Source organism: Pseudoalteromonas sp. MSK9-3 (genome assembly GCF_003590335.1).
Classification (GTDB): Bacteria; Pseudomonadota; Gammaproteobacteria; order Enterobacterales; family Alteromonadaceae; genus Pseudoalteromonas.
This window is the reverse complement of the sequence record NZ_MIET01000013.1, coordinates 17,365-36,622: the sequence shown is the minus strand read 5'-3', so window position 1 is coordinate 36,622 and position 19,258 is coordinate 17,365. Positions and strand designations below refer to the sequence as shown.

21 protein-coding genes and 1 tRNA gene are annotated in these 19,258 nt (G+C 40.5%); 5 read left to right on the top strand and 17 right to left on the bottom strand.

What is annotated here, in order from left to right; translation table 11 throughout:
• Positions 1–74: 74 nt before the first annotated feature.
• Complete coding sequence (locus BGP78_RS05820) at positions 75–908, bottom strand: protein-glutamate O-methyltransferase CheR (protein WP_010362187.1); 834 nt, start codon at positions 906–908, stop codon at positions 75–77.
• A gap of 17 nt (positions 909–925) precedes the next feature.
• Positions 926–1,858 carry a chemotaxis protein CheV gene (locus tag BGP78_RS05815; protein ID WP_119860523.1) on the bottom strand — a complete coding sequence of 311 codons (933 nt, stop codon included), beginning with the start codon at positions 1,856–1,858 and terminating at the stop codon, positions 926–928.
• Between the two features lie 140 nt (positions 1,859–1,998).
• On the opposite strand from BGP78_RS05815, the gene flgA reads away from it, so the two are divergent.
• From flgA to flgN, 3 genes are all read left to right on the top strand, one after another.
• A complete protein-coding gene (gene flgA, locus BGP78_RS05810; RefSeq protein WP_119860522.1) occupies positions 1,999–2,706 on the top strand; it encodes a flagellar basal body P-ring formation chaperone FlgA in 708 nt (235 codons plus the stop codon).
• A 73-nt stretch (positions 2,707–2,779) separates the two neighbouring features.
• Positions 2,780–3,103, top strand: a complete 324-nt coding sequence (gene flgM / locus BGP78_RS05805; protein ID WP_119860554.1) for a flagellar biosynthesis anti-sigma factor FlgM — start codon at positions 2,780–2,782, stop codon at positions 3,101–3,103.
• Entirely contained in the window at positions 3,096–3,524 is a 429-nt protein-coding gene (gene flgN / locus BGP78_RS05800) for a flagellar export chaperone FlgN (protein WP_119860521.1), read from the top strand. Before flgM ends, flgN begins: the two co-directional genes overlap by 8 nt.
• Before the next feature lie 62 nt (positions 3,525–3,586).
• Here the strand turns inward: flgN and BGP78_RS05795 are convergent, their stop codons facing one another.
• Complete coding sequence (locus BGP78_RS05795; RefSeq protein ID WP_119860553.1) at positions 3,587–3,985, bottom strand: LPP20 family lipoprotein; 399 nt, start codon at positions 3,983–3,985, stop codon at positions 3,587–3,589.
• A gap of 196 nt (positions 3,986–4,181) precedes the next feature.
• Here BGP78_RS05795 and BGP78_RS05790 point away from each other — a divergent pair, with 196 nt between their 5' ends.
• Positions 4,182–5,372 (top strand): flagellar assembly protein T N-terminal domain-containing protein, encoded by a 1,191-nt coding sequence (locus BGP78_RS05790; RefSeq protein ID WP_119860520.1) that lies wholly within the window; start codon positions 4,182–4,184, stop codon positions 5,370–5,372.
• 118 nt (positions 5,373–5,490) lie between these two features.
• Complete coding sequence (locus BGP78_RS05785) at positions 5,491–6,222, top strand: glutathione peroxidase (protein ID WP_119860519.1); 732 nt, start codon at positions 5,491–5,493, stop codon at positions 6,220–6,222.
• A 6-nt stretch (positions 6,223–6,228) separates the two neighbouring features.
• On the opposite strand, the gene BGP78_RS05780 is transcribed toward BGP78_RS05785, so the two are convergent.
• The 14 genes from BGP78_RS05780 to BGP78_RS05715 all read right to left on the bottom strand — a co-directional run bounded on the left by BGP78_RS05780 (position 6,229) and on the right by BGP78_RS05715 (position 19,254).
• Positions 6,229–6,303: transfer RNA gene (locus BGP78_RS05780), tRNA-Arg, on the bottom strand.
• A gap of 104 nt (positions 6,304–6,407) precedes the next feature.
• Positions 6,408–6,893 (bottom strand): hypothetical protein, encoded by a 486-nt coding sequence (locus tag BGP78_RS05775; RefSeq protein ID WP_119860518.1) that lies wholly within the window; start codon positions 6,891–6,893, stop codon positions 6,408–6,410.
• Positions 6,868–9,009: a TonB-dependent siderophore receptor gene (locus BGP78_RS05770; protein WP_182912230.1), complete on the bottom strand. Its 2,142-nt coding sequence runs from the start codon at positions 9,007–9,009 to the stop codon at positions 6,868–6,870. The genes BGP78_RS05775 and BGP78_RS05770 overlap by 26 nt, the downstream gene beginning before the upstream one ends.
• 95 nt (positions 9,010–9,104) lie before the next feature.
• Entirely contained in the window at positions 9,105–9,746 is a 642-nt protein-coding gene (locus BGP78_RS05765; RefSeq protein WP_119860516.1) for a FlgO family outer membrane protein, read from the bottom strand.
• A gap of 10 nt (positions 9,747–9,756) precedes the next feature.
• Positions 9,757–10,428, bottom strand: a complete 672-nt coding sequence (locus tag BGP78_RS05760; RefSeq protein WP_119860515.1) for a FlgO family outer membrane protein — start codon at positions 10,426–10,428, stop codon at positions 9,757–9,759.
• A gap of 11 nt (positions 10,429–10,439) precedes the next feature.
• Positions 10,440–11,036 carry a FlgO family outer membrane protein gene (locus tag BGP78_RS05755; protein WP_010362198.1) on the bottom strand — a complete coding sequence of 199 codons (597 nt, stop codon included), beginning with the start codon at positions 11,034–11,036 and terminating at the stop codon, positions 10,440–10,442.
• 59 nt (positions 11,037–11,095) lie between these two features.
• Positions 11,096–11,860 carry an SPOR domain-containing protein gene (locus BGP78_RS05750; RefSeq protein ID WP_182912229.1) on the bottom strand — a complete coding sequence of 255 codons (765 nt, stop codon included), beginning with the start codon at positions 11,858–11,860 and terminating at the stop codon, positions 11,096–11,098.
• A gap of 15 nt (positions 11,861–11,875) precedes the next feature.
• On the bottom strand, positions 11,876–14,809 hold the full coding sequence (locus BGP78_RS05745; RefSeq protein ID WP_119860513.1) for a hypothetical protein: 2,934 nt from the start codon (positions 14,807–14,809) through the stop codon (positions 11,876–11,878).
• A gap of 30 nt (positions 14,810–14,839) precedes the next feature.
• On the bottom strand, positions 14,840–15,637 hold the full coding sequence (locus tag BGP78_RS05740) for a molecular chaperone (RefSeq protein WP_119860512.1): 798 nt from the start codon (positions 15,635–15,637) through the stop codon (positions 14,840–14,842).
• Between the two features lie 10 nt (positions 15,638–15,647).
• On the bottom strand, positions 15,648–16,094 hold the full coding sequence (locus BGP78_RS05735; RefSeq protein WP_119860511.1) for a DUF4402 domain-containing protein: 447 nt from the start codon (positions 16,092–16,094) through the stop codon (positions 15,648–15,650).
• 36 nt (positions 16,095–16,130) lie between these two features.
• Positions 16,131–16,730 carry a DUF4402 domain-containing protein gene (locus BGP78_RS05730; RefSeq protein ID WP_119860510.1) on the bottom strand — a complete coding sequence of 200 codons (600 nt, stop codon included), beginning with the start codon at positions 16,728–16,730 and terminating at the stop codon, positions 16,131–16,133.
• Positions 16,731–16,891: 161 nt separating this feature from the next.
• Entirely contained in the window at positions 16,892–17,476 is a 585-nt protein-coding gene (locus BGP78_RS05725) for a hypothetical protein (protein WP_119860509.1), read from the bottom strand.
• 57 nt (positions 17,477–17,533) lie between these two features.
• Entirely contained in the window at positions 17,534–18,412 is an 879-nt protein-coding gene (galU, locus tag BGP78_RS05720) for a UTP--glucose-1-phosphate uridylyltransferase GalU (protein ID WP_119860508.1), read from the bottom strand.
• 8 nt (positions 18,413–18,420) lie between these two features.
• Positions 18,421–19,254 (bottom strand): thymidylate synthase, encoded by an 834-nt coding sequence (locus BGP78_RS05715; RefSeq protein WP_119860507.1) that lies wholly within the window; start codon positions 19,252–19,254, stop codon positions 18,421–18,423.
• Positions 19,255–19,258: the final 4 nt, after the last annotated feature.

Below are 19,258 nucleotides of genomic sequence, written 5' to 3'. Positions count from 1 at the left end.
CCAAAAATTTGACTATATGGAGTTTTCTGCAATTCTTAGGCCAAAATAGAAAAGGCGGTGAGCACCGCCTCAAGTTATTGTTTTTTCTGGTATATAATACCTGGATTACACCTTATCATATCAAATTCATCGCTGAGACCAGCCATCGATTCTGATGCACCAAGGAACAAGTACCCCTTTGGATTGAGTGCTTGTGCAAACTGCGAAATAATTTTTGCTTTGACTTCTGGTGAAAAGTAAATCAATACATTTCGACAAAATATAACATCAAATTTGCCCATTAATGCATATGAATCCAGCAGGTTTAAATGCCTAAAGTTCACCATTTTTTTAACTGGGTCGACAACCTGTGCCATCCCATTGCCACTATCTTTGAAAAATTTCTGTCTGCGCTCAGCAGATAGCCCTCTGGCCAGCGCTAATGCGTCATATTCTGCATTCTTACACATGTCGAGCATCGTGTTTGATATATCAGTGCCTATAACCTGCACCCCCATTTTCAGGGCGCCTGGGCTCTTCTGCTGATATTCACTGGCAGACATGCCAATAGAGTATGGCTCTTGGCCTGAAGAACTGGCCGCAGACCAAATCTTCACTGCACGACGTAGCTCCCCAAATTCAGGGAAGATTTTTGTCTTTAATAACTCAAATGGATACGAGTCCCTAAACCACAAAGTCTCATTTGTTGTCATTGCATCAACAACCGCGGCGCGCAATTGCCGCTCATGAGGACTAAGTGTTTTTGCAACCAACTCTGATAACGACTCAACACTGAACCGAGCCATTAATGGTGCTAAACGACTTTTTACTAAATACAGTTTATTATCCCCAAGCACTATACCACATTGCTGCTCTAGGAACGTCCTAAACTGATCGTACTCGTTTTGTTGAAGGTTCTTGTTTTCCAAAGTATTACCGCCATTCATTAATCACAGTGAACCCATTTTTTTACAGCTGTTGCCAATTCATCTGGGTTAAATTTTGCGATAAAATCATCAGCACCAACTTTTTCTATCATGGCCTGATTAAATACACCGCTTAAAGAAGTATGTAAGATAACATGTAAAGGTGCCAATTTAGGATCTGCTTTTATTTCAGCAGTGAGTGTATACCCATCCATCTCTGGCATTTCAACATCTGAAATTAACAGACCTACCCTTTCCGTGATGTCATTTTGGCAATCATCTTTAGCAATTTCACGCAAACGAATGAGCGCTTCTTTACCATTTTTGGCCAATTCAGTTTGCACACCTAATGGTTCAAGTGCGCGTTTGACTTGATTTCTCGCCACTGCCGAGTCATCAGCAATAAATACAATTCGTTCACCCAAATCTTTCTGCATTTCACCATCAGACACAATGTCTTGGCTAACTTCCGTATTCACTGGGCAAATTTCATTTAAGATTTTTTCAACATCGAGTATTTCAACAAGCTCTTTTTCAATTTCTGTCACAGCCGTTAAATATGAATACCTGCCAGCTCCTGACGGCGGCGGCATGATTTTTTCCCAATTCATATTAACGATACGCTCTACTGCACCAACCAAAAATCCTTGCACTGAACGGTTATATTCCGCAATGATAATAAAGCAGTTGGTAATATCTTCAATCGGTGGCCCACCCACAGCCAACGACATATCGATAACAGAAATAGTTTGCCCACGAATGTGTGCAACTCCTCTTACATACGAATTAGACTTCGGCATATTCGTAAGTGGCGGACATTGTAGTACTTCTCGTACTTTAAATACGTTTATGCCAAAACGTTGACGCCCCTTCAATCTGAACAGTAATAACTCTAGGCGGTTTTGCCCTACCAACTGAGTTCGTTGGTTGACCGAGTCTAAAATACCAGCCATTTCAATCTCCTACATATAAAACTGCTTGCCGGAACGATATTTGCTTACACTACTAAGGATAAGATTTACCTTGAAGAGGTGTCACAATTAACGCAAAATCTTTATACCTTGTTTCCCATGATAAGCATAGTCGAAACATCATGAGTTTGTTAAAAAAAACCAAAACCTACGGGTTTTTTTGCTCAATGGCTTATATTCTAGCCAGTTGTCATGTCTATGCAAAGGACTATAGCACTAAAGAACTAGAGCAATTAGCACAAAACTTTATTGCATCACAAACAACAACCAAGCCTGATGTGAAAACTGAAATTAAATCGCTAACGCTCGATAAACGTATTGCGACTAAATTTTGTGCCCAACCCGTCAACCTAACGACAGCTGCAACCCCGCCCTTTAATCGCCAGGTCACTGTACAAATTCGCTGCGAACAAGCGCCGCTTTGGACACAGTATGTGCATGTAAGAATCAATGAAATGCACCCAGTGATTGTCAGTACGCAATTGGTCTCTAAAGGCGAGTTACTGACGCAGAGCCATTTAAAGATAGAGTATCGTGCAAAGCAATTTGTGAGAGCAGCCTACATTAATGACTTGTCTTTACTTGTTGGGAGTAAAAGTAAACGTAATTTACGTGAAGGGATGCCCGTTGGTACCCATCAAGTTTGTATGGTCTGCAAAGGCGATAAAGTCACTATATTTGCTAAAACACGCTCTTTGACAATAAAAACCTCGGGTATTGCGCTCCAAGATGGTAATTTAGGTGAACAAATTCGTGTTAAAAATCAAAAGTCTGGAAAAACAGTCTCGGCTCGTGTAAAAGATGTTGAATCTGTAGAGGTTAATATCTAAAAAATTTGCTAAAGTTAAAGGTGAATAGGTCGATAACCTAAACACGGTGTTTAATAACCAAGGGTCGAAAGTTATGGTTAATAATATTAAAGGTCAGGCACAGCCAAACAGTGTGCTAAATAATGTTAAGCAACAAAAAGCAGAATTGCAAAAGAATGATGCTCAAAATGCAGCTACTAACGCGAAATCGCCACAAAAAGCCGCGACTGACTCAGTCAGCTTAACACCACAAGCACAGCAGTTGAAAAGCATGCAAGAAAAAGCACAAGACGCGCCGGCATTTGACAGTAAAAAAGTCGAAGAGCTGAAAAAAGCAATTAGCGAAGGCAAGTATCAGATTGATGCTCAAAAGCTAGCCAAGAATATTGCCGCATTTGAGTTTGACGTTTATGGCTGATCAAGTCACCTTGTGCGTACATAAATTAGAAATTCAGCTCTCCAATCTTACAGCTCTGACCCAGTTGCTAGATGGAGAGCTGGACATTTTGGCATCTAAAAAAGGTGAAGGCCTTAAAGATGCAGCTCGCGAGAAATTAACTCTGCTAAACGCAATTCAAAAATTAGATAAAGAATTAGCAACCTTTTCCTCAGAAACATTTCAACAAGATGCCGTTAAAAAGTTAACATCGAGCATAAAAACACTCTTGCTCGAATGTAAAACTAAGAACGATGTGAATGCAAAAGCAGCTCATCAAGCACAACTCAGTGTCAGGCAGTTAAAAGAGATCTTAATTGGTAGCCCGAGTTCTATCACGTATGGTCAAGATGGCAGCGTTGTTGCGGGAAATAGTGAGTTAGTAAAAGATATCAAGGCATAAGTGCTAGCGCTTTGATATCTTTATGGTGTTTATATAGTGCATTAGAGGGATAACACAGCCCTTTAATAATAGGTGACTCTTTTTACCTTTCGCGGCTTAACCTGCGTGATATATAAATCATGAACGCGTTTCATATCTAATTCAAGTTCGGTGGTATATGTATCCCCTACTGCATAAGACTTTACCACACGTGCCCCTCTAATTAGCCCTTTGACTTGACTCTTTAATCCATCATTTTGTGCAATCGCGCCCTTGACCGTCATGTCTGCTGACAGACTTTGACCATATACTTGTTCAGCAAGCTCTCGATAAGCTTCAAGCTTAGATACTTTTAAAGCCATCAGCATTTTTTGTGATTCACTCTCACCCGGTTGAGCGCTGAGTGGGGCATATCCAATCGCTTTTATAACAGGGTAACTGTCAGGCTCTACGAAACTATATTCGATATGCTTATCAAACATTGAGCTACACCCGGCTAACCAAAATATAATCACAATGAGCACAATAAATTTTGAGTTTATAATCGAATATGACGACGGTGCTTTCATTATCACTTACCTATTAAACTAAAGTAAGTTTATTGATGCACATTCCTTGCCAACAAATATGGCATAGCTATTGCTGTAGTCACATTGATAGTTTTGTTGGGAAGCAATTATGAAGCAGTTACTTTTAATTTTGACACTTTTCTTGTACAGCGCAGCAGTGAAAGCTGAATGGTATGAAGTCACCGGTTATGCAAACATATTAGACAGCAACGTTGCCGACGCTAGAAAAGCAGCAGTTAAAGATGCTATTACACAGGCGTTAATCTTTTCAGGTGCGACAGTCAGCAGTGTACAAACCGTTGCTGATGGCTTGTTAAGCCAAGATCAATTGAAAATAAAAGCTCATGCTGAAATACAGCAAGCAACGCTGATTAGTGAAGAACAAAATAACAACGACTACATGGTCACGCTTCATTTAGACATTTACTCAACTAAAGAGCAATGCACACAGCAACAGTTCCATAAACAAGTGACCGTCACACAAAGTCAGCTTATCCAACCCCATCAAGCACGCTTAGGTCAAATATTTGACATAGCAAAAGCGAGTTCACAAAGACTGTATAATACGCTCAGTGGACGCGCTACGGCCATAAAAGCCATACCCTATATAAATAGCGCAATTAATGTGAGGCCTTTTTTCTCTCAAAGGTTCGACTATGATCCTGCCTTAATTGACACCTTGAGTAACAACAGCAACAGTCAGTATGTGTTGTTTAGCCAAATTACAGACATAGCACAAGGTAAACAGCTCAACAGTGATTACGCTTTTTGGCAAGATGATCAGTACTTGCGCAGCTTCAAAGTAGACTTTGCGCTGTATGATGCATTAACGCGAGATCAAGTATGGCAAAACCACTACGCAGTGCAAGGTGTATGGCCATTCGAGAAAACCACGCTGATAGATGTGTACAGTGATCAATTTTGGCAGTCTAATTACGGTAGCCAAATACAAGGGGTATTTAATAACGTCTCACAGGACCTAAATACCGCCATAGGTTGTATGCCAACAAAGGGGAAAATTTTACATATTGATGGCGACAGGCTCGCAATTAACTTAGGAAAAGCACATGGCATAAAAGCAGGTCAAACTTTAGCCATAATGCAAAAAAACAACTTTACAACTCAACAAGGCATGATGTTAAGTAACCATAGGCAAACAATTGACCAGCTTAAGGTTATTCAAGTAAACGAGCAAACTGCTATCACCACCAATTTACATATTCGACCACTGAGTAACATTCAACTCAATGACATTGTTCAAGTCATTATTAAAGAAGATGACGCTTTTGCCCTTAATTAGTCTAAACTGATGGTGTCAGCCACTTATTAAAAAAACAGATTGCTTTAATCTAAGCAATTAATTTTACTGAAGGCGAATGACCCATCATAATAGCGGCATCAAATTAAAGGAGCGCACTATGCTAAGCAATATCGAAGGTAAAACTATTCCACAAGTTACTTTTTCCACCCGTAATAATGAACAATGGGAAAAAGTATCTACCGATGAAATTTTTAAAGGTAAAACGGTAATTGTTTTTGCATTACCAGGGGCTTTTACACCAACTTGTTCATCGACTCACTTACCTCGTTACAATGAACTAGCAAGCACCTTTGCTAAAAATGGCGTAGATGAAATAGTGTGTTTATCAGTGAATGATACGTTTGTAATGAATGCATGGGCGCAACACCAAGAAGCCGATAATATCCGTTTATTACCTGATGGAAACGGTGAATTTACCGATGGAATGGGCATGCTCGTTGATAAAAACGACCTAGGCTTTGGCAAGCGTAGCTGGCGTTATTCAATGTTAGTAAAAGACGGGGTGATCGAAAAAATGTTCATTGAACCAGATGTCGCAGGTGACCCATTTGAAGTGTCTGATGCTGATACCATGCTAGATTACATCAATCCGGATCAAGTTAAACCGCAAGCTATTAGCCTATTTTCTAAAGCTGGCTGTCCATTCTGTGAAAAAGCAAAACGCCTATTGTCTGAGCAAGGTTTTAGCTATGAAGAAATAATGATTGGACAAGACATAACATCAACAAGTTTAAAAGCAATGAGCGGACGCGAGACTGTACCTCAAGTATTTATTGGTGGTGAACATATTGGTGGTTCAGATGACCTTGAACGGTATTTGGCACAATAACATATATGGCGTCCCCGGCAAGAATCGAACTTGCATCTAAAACTTAGGAGGTTCTTGTTTTATCCATTAAACTACGGGGACCCCTTAAGCAATTTTAGTATAACAATTTATAACTGTATTTGAAGCGCTTACAATCATATTTACCCAATTAAATCAGTTATAAATACAACAATTGGGGTAACGCGTTATGCGCATATCCCCTCTTGTTGAAATGTAACCATGAGTGATGCTTTATCAACATACCCCACCAAATTAGCCACAACCTGCCAATCAGCACCCACCACGATGATGCGAGGAACATGGTTATTTTCTAGCCCCGCCTGCAACGGCTTGGGCGCTATAATCGCTGGAAATTCATTAGACATCCGTCGCAGTGCGCGTTTATAGCCGCTGTCATTTCCATTTATTCCGACCATAACAGGGTTTATACCCCGACAAACAATACTTAACTCTTTCAATACTCGATGCTGTTTCTTGCACCATGAACATTCTGGGGTAAAAAAGCTCAGAGTCATTGCCGAGCGGTGTAATGCTTGCAACGAACTATAAGTTTGGCTATCTAGCCTTTTTAAAGGCAACTCTACAAAGCCATAACTCAAACCCGAACTTAAAGTTAACCCTATCCATACAACCAAGCGTACGAGCTTAAAATGCCCAATCAAACCCCGCATATATGAGCCTCCCTCGCAGCGGCGCATAAATATACGTTACGTCGTACCCGCCTTCATCATCAAATAGCAATGGTGAACTTCCCTCACTCCCTTGATTATAATCAAACAAGTTATTCACTCCGACGTATAATCCCAAAGATGTACTTAGCTTATAATTGTATTTCGCATCCAAGGTGGAAAAAGCAGATACAGACGTCGGCTTTTGTTGCATCGCAAACCGATCTTTATACCCTGAATACTGATAATCTGAAAGATCTCTACTCGGTATATAGACCAAAGAAGCATCAACTGTATGTGATCCATGTTGCCAATTAATTGATACTGTCGCTCGCTGCTCTATCGGCGCAATGGCAAACGACGTTTTAAATACATCATTATAGTGATATGCCTCGCCAGTGACTGTGATATTCAGGTCGCTGTTAAGTTGATAAGACGCTGAGAAGTCTACCGCGAGCACTCGAGCAGTTTCCTTAAGCTGGCTTAATACAGGCACCCCTAACGTATTATGCTCTAACGTAGCCAAATCTTTGACTAAAGTGTGCGCCATCGATAAAGTGCTTACCCACAGCGCATTTTCAAAATTCAGAGAATAGTTGATGCTCGTTGATCGCTCTGGTTCCGATACATTCAATAAATATCCTTTTTCCGCATCTAAAATCCCATGATCACTTTCAAAGAATGATAAAGGTGCTCGATACCCCTGACCAAAAGACAGCCTAGAGGTTAGTTCATCAGTGTGAAAAAAACGGCTATCAATACGCGGTGATAATAGGATTTTATCTATTTCAACACCCGGTTTTTTTAGGTCAACAAAATCGGCTTTAATGCTATCAAGCCTCGCCGCCGCAGATATTTCCAGTGCAGGTGTTACCATCCAAGAGTCCTGTATATAAATACCCTGTACAAGGTAATCAAAACTATCTGATACATAATTTTCTACATCGGCTAAAGCATCTGAATACGATCGCATTCTTTCTTTACGATAGTCCACGCCAAAAGTAATAAGGTGCGACGCATTTAAGTCAAAATTAAACCGCGCATCCGCGTAATACATCGTGTCTGTCGCATCATAATCTATACCTTCATAAAATGAGACTTGTTTATGATTAACATGAGCCAGACTAAACGTGCCATTTAAACGCGTATTAAAGTCGTGCAGTATTGACGCAAGCACCTCATTGCGCTGGGTTTTAACCCATTCTGCCGTTTGCCAGGGCTGACCAATATAACGATTCGCTACGTGACCGTTTTCAAATAAATTATCTGAGGTACCTAACTTTTCACTCGCAATCGCGTCTTCAATAGATGCCGTAATATCACCCAACATAGGCCCGCCAAACACTTCCGATTTAGTGTGATTAAGCCTTAGCCTCATATTGGTGTCGCGATCATAATCGTATGAAAAAAGTGTGGTCAGCGATGTATTGTCTAAATAGGGGTTTTCACTCACCCCATTTTTGTCACCATCAAACTGCTCTCGTTCATCGACCTGAAGGATCACACTGGCGCTCATATTTTTCTGTTGAGGTACTAGCGAGCCCATTAAAGCGGCTTTTTTGTAGCCCATATTCCCCATTGAGACATCAAGATCTCCACCACTTTTTGTCGGTACTTGTGTTACTAGATTAATGGTGCCACCAATTGCTTCTGGTGCAGTCAGGGATGCGCCAGCGCCCCTTGCTATTTCAATTTGACCAACACCAGACATAGCGACAGCATCCATCCCATAAAAACCAGATAACATTGTGTGTAGTGGGATCCCATCAACCAACACATTTGTATGCTCACCTTTTAAGCCATTTATCATGACACGCTTGGCGCCACACATTGAACATTCATTAGACACGCGAATACCAATAGAATTTGATATAGCGTCACTTAAGTTAGCCGCTTGATTCGCTTTGATCTGCTGTTGTGAGATTAATTCAGTTTTTACTGTACTGTCTTTCAACAGCCCTTGTTGATAGAGCCGTTTTCTCACTCCGACAACTTCAATCACCTCTGTATTTTCAGTCACAGATATTAGGTTAATGGGTAAGTCAACGGGTTTAGCAAACGTAGCACTTGGCAGACACAGTAGAATACAAAATAAAAAATAAGATGGGTTAACAAACAAAATTTACACCAGAAAACAATTTAATGATATTGATTATCATTAAGGTTAAAGCTGATGTAAACCTCTTTTTATAAAACTAAGTACAGAAAGCGTTGTTAAGACCCAATTGAAGCACCGCTAAGAACATAGCTTGGCACCAATTTAGTACTACTTGCGATAACACGTTTTGAATCAATATCAATCACCCGAGCATTGACTTCAACACCATTCGCTCGATACAGCAAAGTCCCCGACAATACATGACTCGCAACCCTTTCGCCTGACAGTTGCTTTATATCTCTTGAAAAAACAAAGTCTCCAAAATGCGTTACCGTGACTTGATCGGTGGTTTTAAAATCAACCACGCCATAGCCAAACTTTTGTAATTGATGAATAAAGGTTTCCGATAATTGATTACCCAGTTGCGTACTTTTTTGCAAAGTTTTATCTAAATTAACAAAAGACACCACAGCAATATTAATAGCTTGATCAGATACCATGGTATCTACAAGGTCAAGTGCCATTTGCTCAACGTAGCTTTCTAATTTCACGTGATGACTATGTGGGGTATAGACTTGATTAACAGTCAACTGTTCGTGTTCTTCATGTTGATTGGCCTGCATTATCATCTTTTCGATCACGGTCTGCGACTCAGCAGGTTTTGCAGGGCTTTTTACTGCATACCAATCTGTGGTACTGCATCCAGTCACTAACATCACGATGCAGCATGCCAAATACGTTTTTCTGTTACGATTCATCATAGTTACCTCATCGACCTGCTTTTTTCATCATAATGCCATCAGTGCGATAACTGCTACCCAGTGCGTCAACGACTGTCTGAGGGATGAACCCTTGTGCAGACCCAACAACCGCTTTACTCATCAGTCCAATGATCCGAGCATTCACCAGTACACCACCTTGATGGTTTACCAAAGTTCCGGCCAAAACATATTGAAAGTTTTGCTCTTCATTGAGTTCTAAGTAGTCACGGCTGAAAACAAAATCGCCTTGTGGCGTGACCCGCATATAATCTGTAGTTTTAAAGTCAATCACCGCTACGCCAAAATGATGAAGCTCATGCATAAAGCTCTCTGACAACTGATTACCCAGTAGTGAAGCGTCATCATATTCATCATCTAAAAATATAAAACTCGATACTGCCAGTGGTGTTTTCTGATTTACATATTGCAGGTTTTCTGCCATATCTTGCATCATTCCACGCACGTAGTGATTGATATTTTTACGACTTACCGATGCCATTTGAGAGGCGGTATTTGGCACCGCTTGTTTAGACTGAAATAACTCTGCATTTGCCATAGGTTCTGCCACAGAACGTGCATCATTCGCGATAGTCTGCTCTGCCTGCATACCCATTTTTTCAGTAAACATAGAACACCCGGCACTACACAGTAATGTTATCGAGATCAAAAAGTGTTTCATGATAAATCCTCTTAATATTCTGTTCGGTAAATCAGGCCATCACGTTGCTGCACTTTTTCATCCGTCCACATCGTGTTGATTGGGATTTCAGTAGTGGCAGCAGAGACGATCCGCCCATCCTGCATATTGATGAGCCTTGCATTAACAATATAGGCGTGTTGCTGTTGTGTGAGCGTTCCAGTCACAACAAAGTCAATATTTTGGCGTAGTCTTAAGGTATTAACATCTCGGCTTAAGATGCTTTCTGCGTTATCTAATAACGTGATATGTCCATCCAAGCGATGTTCAATCGTATGATAACCAAGCTGAGTAAACTGGGTGAGTAAGCTTTCTTGTATTTGTTGACTTAAGCCAACCGCTTGCTGATCTGCCAAGCCCGAATTAAGCGCTTGTGCATCAAAAAAGCTCGTAATGGCAATACGCGCATTATTTTTTCGCATACCCGTAATATTACTTAATTGTACACTTAAGCTGCTGACATATTCATGCACCGTATAAGGCGCCATTGTTTTAGCCGGCGCCATATAGGCCACATGCTTTGGCGCTGGCTCTTCTACAAGCTGGCAGCCAGTCAAAAGTACACTTAGTATCAATAATAAATATTGCATTGTCAGTATTCCAATAAAGTTTGGGTAAACAATGCAAAAACCATACCTGAAATTAGTCTCTACAGCAGTCCTTTATTTCCCTGCTCAGTATAGTAACTCACTATGCAACTCACCTGTTTTAATTTCAGACGGTCACATTGTGCTTGGGCTGCAACTTTATCACTGAACGCCCCTAGCTTAAGACGATAGTATTGTTGCTCTCTTATATTTTTAACTTCAACATTCACAGCTAACCTTTCTGTCTCAGGCGCTTTTTTCACCACAGCGTCTAATGATTTTTGCACTCTTTCTTGTTCCGTTACTGCAGCAACTTGCAACGCATAAAGTGCTGAGGCCCTATTTGTATCAACCGATTGCGTTGCAGGAAATATAGGTTGAGCAAGGTCTTTTTTAGTACCTGTACTTACAATAGGCTTTCCTGCTGGCATTTTTTGCTCTGACATGAGTGCTATAATCGAATTGTCATCTTTAACATTCCCTAACACAGGTTGTGGTTCAGGTTTATCGTCGAGTGGCGTCAGTGTTTCGATGAATTTCTCATGTCGAGGAGTAGAAGCCACTACCGGCTTTTCACTATACGTTTCCTCTTTAACCAAAACATCTAACTGCCCTATTAACATTCTCAGGTCACCTTCCACGGATAATAAGCGCTGTATCCCTTCTTTTGACTCATGCCACTGCTCTGACACCTCAATCAGCTCCAGATACTCCTTTTTTGTTAGCTCTACTATTTCAGGTTTCTTCGTTGATGTACTTTTACAGCCTGTAATGCTCAAGACCAGTAAACATATATACAAAAACTGAATAAAAAACTTGTAATACATCATAATTCCTTTTAATTAGTGGCGGATCAGTGTGCTATCCAGTTCACACGCAAGCCCTTTCTCTCTGACTCTGTCACATATATCATACAAGGTCTTGGTCGTACTTATCGAAAAGCCGGCGGCCAAAATATACTTTTTCTCCAATTCATCATAGATATAAAATGGCTTAATAACCCTTGCGTTAATTAATTTCTCCTTCGTCAACATTAAATATATTTTTAATGTATTTAAAGAACTAAATTTTCCTAAGCTGGCTGTATACCCTTGTATTTTCTTCAGTTCTGCTAAAGTAAAATCAACACCTGCAACAACTTCACCATGAACAGGCAACTCAACCGTTACTTGTTCATTGACTTTCAAACTCTTACTATTCACTTGCGCCGATTCTAGCTGAGCTTGATAAGTACCCGGCCGAAGATTAGTGAATAAATAATAACCGTCATACGCGGCTTCAGTCTCCGCTACTTTCACGCCTTGTTCGTCAACAAGCTTGACCTTTGCATATGGCAAAACGTTGCCGTTTTCAATATAAATACTTCCTTCCACCTCACTGGCATTCACTAATGGAAAGTCCAGATATTCAACATACCCAGAGCGCGGAGTGATAGATAGCCCATCGCCAGCGGGTACCATAAACGGATCGTCAATGCTGTCGGTATCAATCAAAATATCGGTGCGCCTATTTGCAACCATACTTGATAACAACGCAATGCCACGTTCATCAGAAGAAGCGAATCGATGAGCTTGCACAGCATTAATTTTTACACCCTCTACAGGCAATTCATTTGCGTCAAATACCCCGTTATCATTTTCATCTAAGAACACACGTATCATTGCGGTACCATGACCTGTAAGTCCCCTTCTAGACATAAAGTACGGTGACCCAAACTTGCTTGCACCTAAACTCATTCTCCCTGATAGTCCAAATTGCCAATCATTATTACTGTCAAATGTCATGAAACTATTAAGACTTAGTTTATCTGACTGCCAATTGAGGGATAAGCGACCCTCAGTGTTGTCATCATCCACAGTATTTTTAATCCCAGCCTGCAGCTGCCATTGCTCAGATAAAGTAGTATTGAGTTCAAGATTATAATCTCTAACTTTGCGCTCAGGCTGAATTTGATACCCCATAGATAATCTGCCAAATACACGTCCATACCTACTCTGCACTCTGGCAATGCCGGTACTCACCTTATCTTTGTGTTCGTTCGACATCCAAGTTATTTGATTGCCTAAACCGAATACGCCATTTACATAGTTCAATGACTGAGATAGGCGCTGTCGAGACCCTTCCCCTTCCCTGTAGTGAAACAAGCTGCTCTGATGACTCATTCGCCCATAACTGTTATTAAACAGTTCACCAGTAAATTCCAGCCCAAGTTTTTTCTGAATATACGTATCCGAACTATTGAGGTCATTCAATACCGGTTTTGAATGATAACTCATAAGCGCCCTCACTGACTGTTGTGCAATTTTACTTCTTAGAGAGGCAGAAACACTTTTGTCTTTATTACTTGAAGATTGTGCATCAACAGTAATAAGTGCACGGTTGGCTAAGCTCATATTTGACCCCACAGCAATATTGTGTACAGTTTGTCCTCGCTCATTATCTATGATTGAACCTGCACCAAAAATACTCACCTGATCACTCAGACCTGTTTCAAAGCGCCCAGCTACCTGCCAACCATTATCTGACGCCTTATACTTATTACTATCTATGACTCTGTGACCTTGCTGGGTAATTGATACATCATAAAAGCGTTGATTACTAGTCAATGTATTTCCATCGATAATATATTGCTCCGTGCGCCGCTCTACTTGGCCTTGAGGTCCATACAAAATGATTTCAAATTCATTGTGGCCATATAAAAGCGGAATATTATCGAATAAATATTGACCTTGTGTATGATCGATTAATTGTTCTATGAGCACGCCATTGTGATAGAGTTCGACGTCCCAGCCAGATTGAACTGCACCTGAAATAATGGTGACATTGACATCTTTTACATGTCCAATAGCATAATTGCTTACTCTCGCTCCACGCGCATATGTATACTGCCCACCAGAACCTACCTTTGTTGGTAGTACATCCCCCATCTCTAATTTAGTCGCACCAAGCTGACCAAGCAGGCCACCTTCGGTATCTTCACGTGACAAATGAATTCGGGATTGATTAAAAAAGCTCCCCTCTTTACCTGAGATAAAGTATTCGCTTCGAAAAAAAGCAAGGTCTTGTGCGCCAAGGACAGAGTAGGACAAAGCATCTTTTGAATTACGTTTTGTATATCCAAATTGCACATCTGCCAACGGTGAAGACAGGCTTTGGTAAGGGCTCGGCTTCCAAGGCATGATTGATTCTTGCGACACGCTCGCTTGTCCCGTTAGCCTGTTTAAACGGTCTAACTTTGCTTCTATAGGCAAGATATATTTAGACTCTACATACATTTCTTGCACGCTGTAATCAATTTTTATTGCTAACGAAAACCAAGTTTCAAGCACCGAAAACGACACGAATATATCGCCATTATCAATATATAAATCAGACTGCTTTAATTTGATCTCCTGAGAATTACTTTGGCCATTCAATAATTCAAAATCAAACGTGAAAGTCTTATTAGGATCTGCAAACCAACCTGAGGCTCGCATTGATGTGACGTCAATGGCGAACCCCAAACTTTCAAACAAGCTCACGATCTCCAGCCAAGCGCCTTCTTGACTTTTAACCGCCACAACCTCCCCTAAGTAATTATTTCCTTTAATGAAGGTTGAAAAAAACAGCATTTCGCCTTCGGGGATCCCTAACCCCTGCTCTTCTCGTGCAGCAGCAGTGTTAATAGCACGGGTTTTCGCCTGCACTATCTTGCTGTCGAGTTGTCGTAAAACATCCAAAATGCGAGTGAGGCGCGCATTATCAGCACTCAGCGCATAACTACTAACAAAAATCATACTCACTAGAAAGCAACGAATTAAGCGCATTTAGAGTGACAGAAGTGAGTCTACGCTGATGGTTTTTTCAGCAAACAAGACTTTTTTATATTCTTCTTTACCCATATATTTAATCGTAATATCGCCAGGCTCTGTCACTCGAAAGCCATCTAAGAATTTAAGTGTGGTACTTAACGAAGTTAACTCTGGATAAATACTATAACCCGCGACTAAACCTATACGCTGAGGTTTTGAACTATTTTTACTATTAAAATAAACCGCAACATCACCAAAGGCACTAAAATCGCCAGTGTGATTAAAGTTGAGGCTGACTTTATCTTTCATAACTTTAACGTCAGATATAGACACTTTAGGTAAATCAGAACCATATTTTAAGATTACAGGAATAGAGTAACTTAAAACCATATTTAGATTTATCCCAAGCTCTTTTTCCGCAGCAGGGCTTTGATTTGGCAAAGCTTGGAATAATAGGTGCGAGCGATATTCCTGAGATTTTAACCCTTTAGGCTTTCTGACTGCCAACTTTACAACCTGCTTTTCACCCGCTTTTAATGTCACTTGACTCGGGCTCATGCGCATCATAGGACTAAGCGAAGTGGGTAGTAACCCATCATGATTTATATACCCTCCTTCTGACTTCGCAAGCTTTTCAGTCCAAATCAAACGATATGTTTTAGTTTCATTGGAAGTGTTGATTATATACACTTTAGTTGTTCGGTCTCGCTCAGCTAAACTAACCCGTGTTGGTGTGATCATTAAGTTAGCAAGTGCATCAACACAGAAAAATAAGCTTGTAAATATAATAAATAAATTTGAAAAATAACGCATAGAGATAAGCTTAATAAGAAAGGGTAACTTCAATTAATCCTGAATACGCACCATCGTTATACGACATGGTATTACCCGAAGTGCTTATTTGTGCACCAACAGATAATAAAACAGCCCCAACTTCATCGGTAAATACTGAGTTACGATATAGTAAAGTATCTATCGTAAAGTAATTACCTGTATACGGGCTGGTTAACCTTGTAGCAGCTGCATTATCGCTAAAAAACACTTGTTTTCTAGCTGGCAGGTTTTCAAACAACAGTTTAGCAGGGTTACCGGTTTGTATTATATGTAGTGAATCACTACGAGATGTATTATTAGCAGATAATACCAATGTATGTGGCTTAGAGTTATCGGGGATCACAATGATGCCAAAATTAAGGGGATCAATTTCTATCCCCTTAGAGTATGGAATACAAAGTAACATCAGCAATAAGAACCATGCTGTACACTTCATCGAGATATACCATTTAACCCGTGAAAAGCGTCAACCTTAGTAGGCTACTTCTACAGAAAATGTGCCCTCGTAAGCGCCATCAATGTAATCACTGGTTGGTGTAGATCCATCAGTTGATAATGTGGCACCTAATGTAAACGTAGCCTTGCCATCGCCATCTACCTGTATTTTATTAGCGACGACTAAAGAGCCCGCATCAGCCCCTTCTACAACGAAGTACTCATATGTGCCCAGTTTGAACGCAGCTGCGCCAGGAGGCGCTGAATCTTTTGCTGTAATATCTGTTTCTGTTGGGTCTGTAATTGTTAATTCAGTAAATGCGGCAACGCCTTCAATGGTAAACTTAGCGGGTGCGCCTTCTTCTAAAATAGCGATCACGGCATCTGCTGTATTTGCCACAACGGCTGAAGCGTTCGGATTTGCTGGCATCACTAATGTTGCCTGAGTTGTCCCAGTGGTATCAGCACTTGCTCTGATCTTACCAAAGCTCAATTGATCAACAACATTTAACTCAAATGTATTTTTAACTTCTACTGAGGCTGTAAATGATGCAGTTTTACTAATAGCTGAGAAAGAAGACAGTGATAGCAGGGCTGGCACCGCAACTACTGCAATTTTTTTGATTGATAAATTCATAATATATCCTTATTTCCATTATATATTTAAATTGGCTGTATTTATTAGCCTTCCATTTATCGTCTATTTATAGCATAACTTTAAACTAATTTAATTATTTTCAGAATATTCCGCATAAAATAATAATATAGTACTAAAAGTCTGAGTTAAAAGCATACAACTCAGAGGGCTAAGTCAGTTGTGATCACCTCACAGCGTTGTGAGAATTGTTTTAATAATAAACACAACTTATCAGCTTCTTGCATTGAGCTTAACTGTTCTCCCACCAATATATGCCGTTCACTCTGGTTTAGATTAATTTTCTTTATATGAGTATTAATTGCCGAAGCTAGCTCAGGGAATTGTATATTAAATTTTTTTAATGCTGCATCGGCACGTAAAGCGTTAAAGTACGTTCCTAGCTTTACACTGACTTCTGTTGTTTCACCCGAGGTATGATTTTCAGCCCTATGTTCAATCTGCTTAATATCACCTCTTAGAGATTCAGGTAATTCCGTAACATTCACCTGTTTAGAGACCACCTCCAATAATATTTTCAAATCTTCTTCTAACGCAGCTAAGCGTTCTAAGCTCTCTTTCTTACTGTTCCATTGTGTTAAAAAAGGCTCAACCTCGCTTCGAGTGATAAATTCACTGGTATCAGTAGGCTGTTGGGGAGGCCGGTGTACGGGGCTACTGCAACCAACTACTGTAACAAGAACAATGCATAGGCTTAAACATGCTCGCAACTTTTTTAAATTCAACATATCCTTTGCACTCTTTATTGTTTAAAGGGCAGCTATACACCACCCTTAAACCCACTTCTATAGTATCGTTTTAATATGCGCCTTTAAATCACCCGCAAACTCAGTCCGTCGTAACGCATATTCAATATTGGCTTGTAAGTAACCTAATTTACTACCGCAATCATGGCTTCGCCCTTTAATAGCGTAAGCCTGAACAGCATCGTCATTCATCAACATTGCAATGGCGTCTGTTAATTGAATTTCATCACCAGCGCCGAGTGGGGTTTTAGCCAGCAATGGCCAGATTTTTTCACTCAAAACATAACGACCTACAACAGCAAGGTTAGACGGCGCTTGGTCAACGTCTGGTTTTTCAACCAATACATTAAGGTCGCAACTTGCTCCAGCATCAAGGGTAACGTCACCAATATCAGCAATACCAAATTTGTTAACCTCTTCGTGCGCCACAGGCTCAACCATTATCTGGCTTTTCCCTGTTTCTTGATAACGCACTAGCATTTCCGCGAGGTTATCGGTGGCTAAATCACTGGCTGCATCATCAATTAGTACGTCTGGGAGCATAACCACAAAAGGGGCATCGCCTATAATTGGGGCTGCGCAATTAATAGCGTGGCCAAGGCCTTTGGCTTCACCTTGTCTTACCTGAATAATTGTCACATCTTTTGGACAAATCGACTGTATCTCTGCAAGTAACTGCCTTTTTACTCGCTTTTCAAGCGTGGCCTCGAGTTCAAAGCTAGTATCAAAATGGTTTTCGATAGAATTTTTACTTGAGTGCGTGACCAATACAATTTCTTTAATACCTGCAGCCACGGCTTCACTGACCACATACTGAATAAGCGGTCGGTCAACAATGGGTAGCATTTCTTTTGGAATTGCTTTAGTCGCAGGTAACATGCGGGTTCCTAGCCCCGCAACAGGTATAACGGCTTTCATTTTATCTCCTAAATAGCCACTGGCGCTTTAATATGGGGGTGAGCCTGATAATCAACTAGCTCAAAATCATCATATTTAAAGCCAAAAATGTCCTTTATTTCTGGGTTTATTTTCATCGTAGGTTTTGCAAAAGGCACACGAGATAATTGCTCATCCACCTGTTCCATATGATTAGAGTACAAATGCGCATCACCAAATGTATGAATAAAATCCCCAGGCTCTAACTCACAGACTTGTGCAATCATCATTGTAAGTAAAGCATAACTGGCAATATTAAACGGCACGCCTAAGAAAATATCCGCGCTGCGTTGATACAATTGACAAGAGAGCTTGCCATCCAGGACGTAAAACTGAAATAAAGTATGGCATGGCGGCAATGCCTGCTTGCCTTGCTGCGCATTTTCTTTCGGCGTGTATTGCGTATCAGGTAACAGCGCAGGGTTCCAGGCACTTACAATTAAGCGGCGAGAATCAGGGTTCGTTTTTATTTGTTCAATCAATTCTTGAATTTGGTCCACAACTTCACCGTTTGGACCAGTCCATGAACGCCACTGTTTGCCATACACTGGCCCCAGCTCTCCCTCTTCGGTAGCCCAGCCATCCCAAATACTTACGCCATTGTCTTTCAAATACGCAATATTGGTTTCACCTTTCAAAAACCACAGTAATTCGTGGATAATTGAACGTAAGTGGCATTTTTTCGTTGTTACAAGTGGAAACCCTTCTTGTAAATCAAAACGCATTTGATAACCAAATACACTCACGGTGCCAGTACCCGTTCTATCTTCTTTTTTCGTGCCTTGCTCTTTAACATGGCGCATAAGTTCTAAATATTGTTTCATCTTT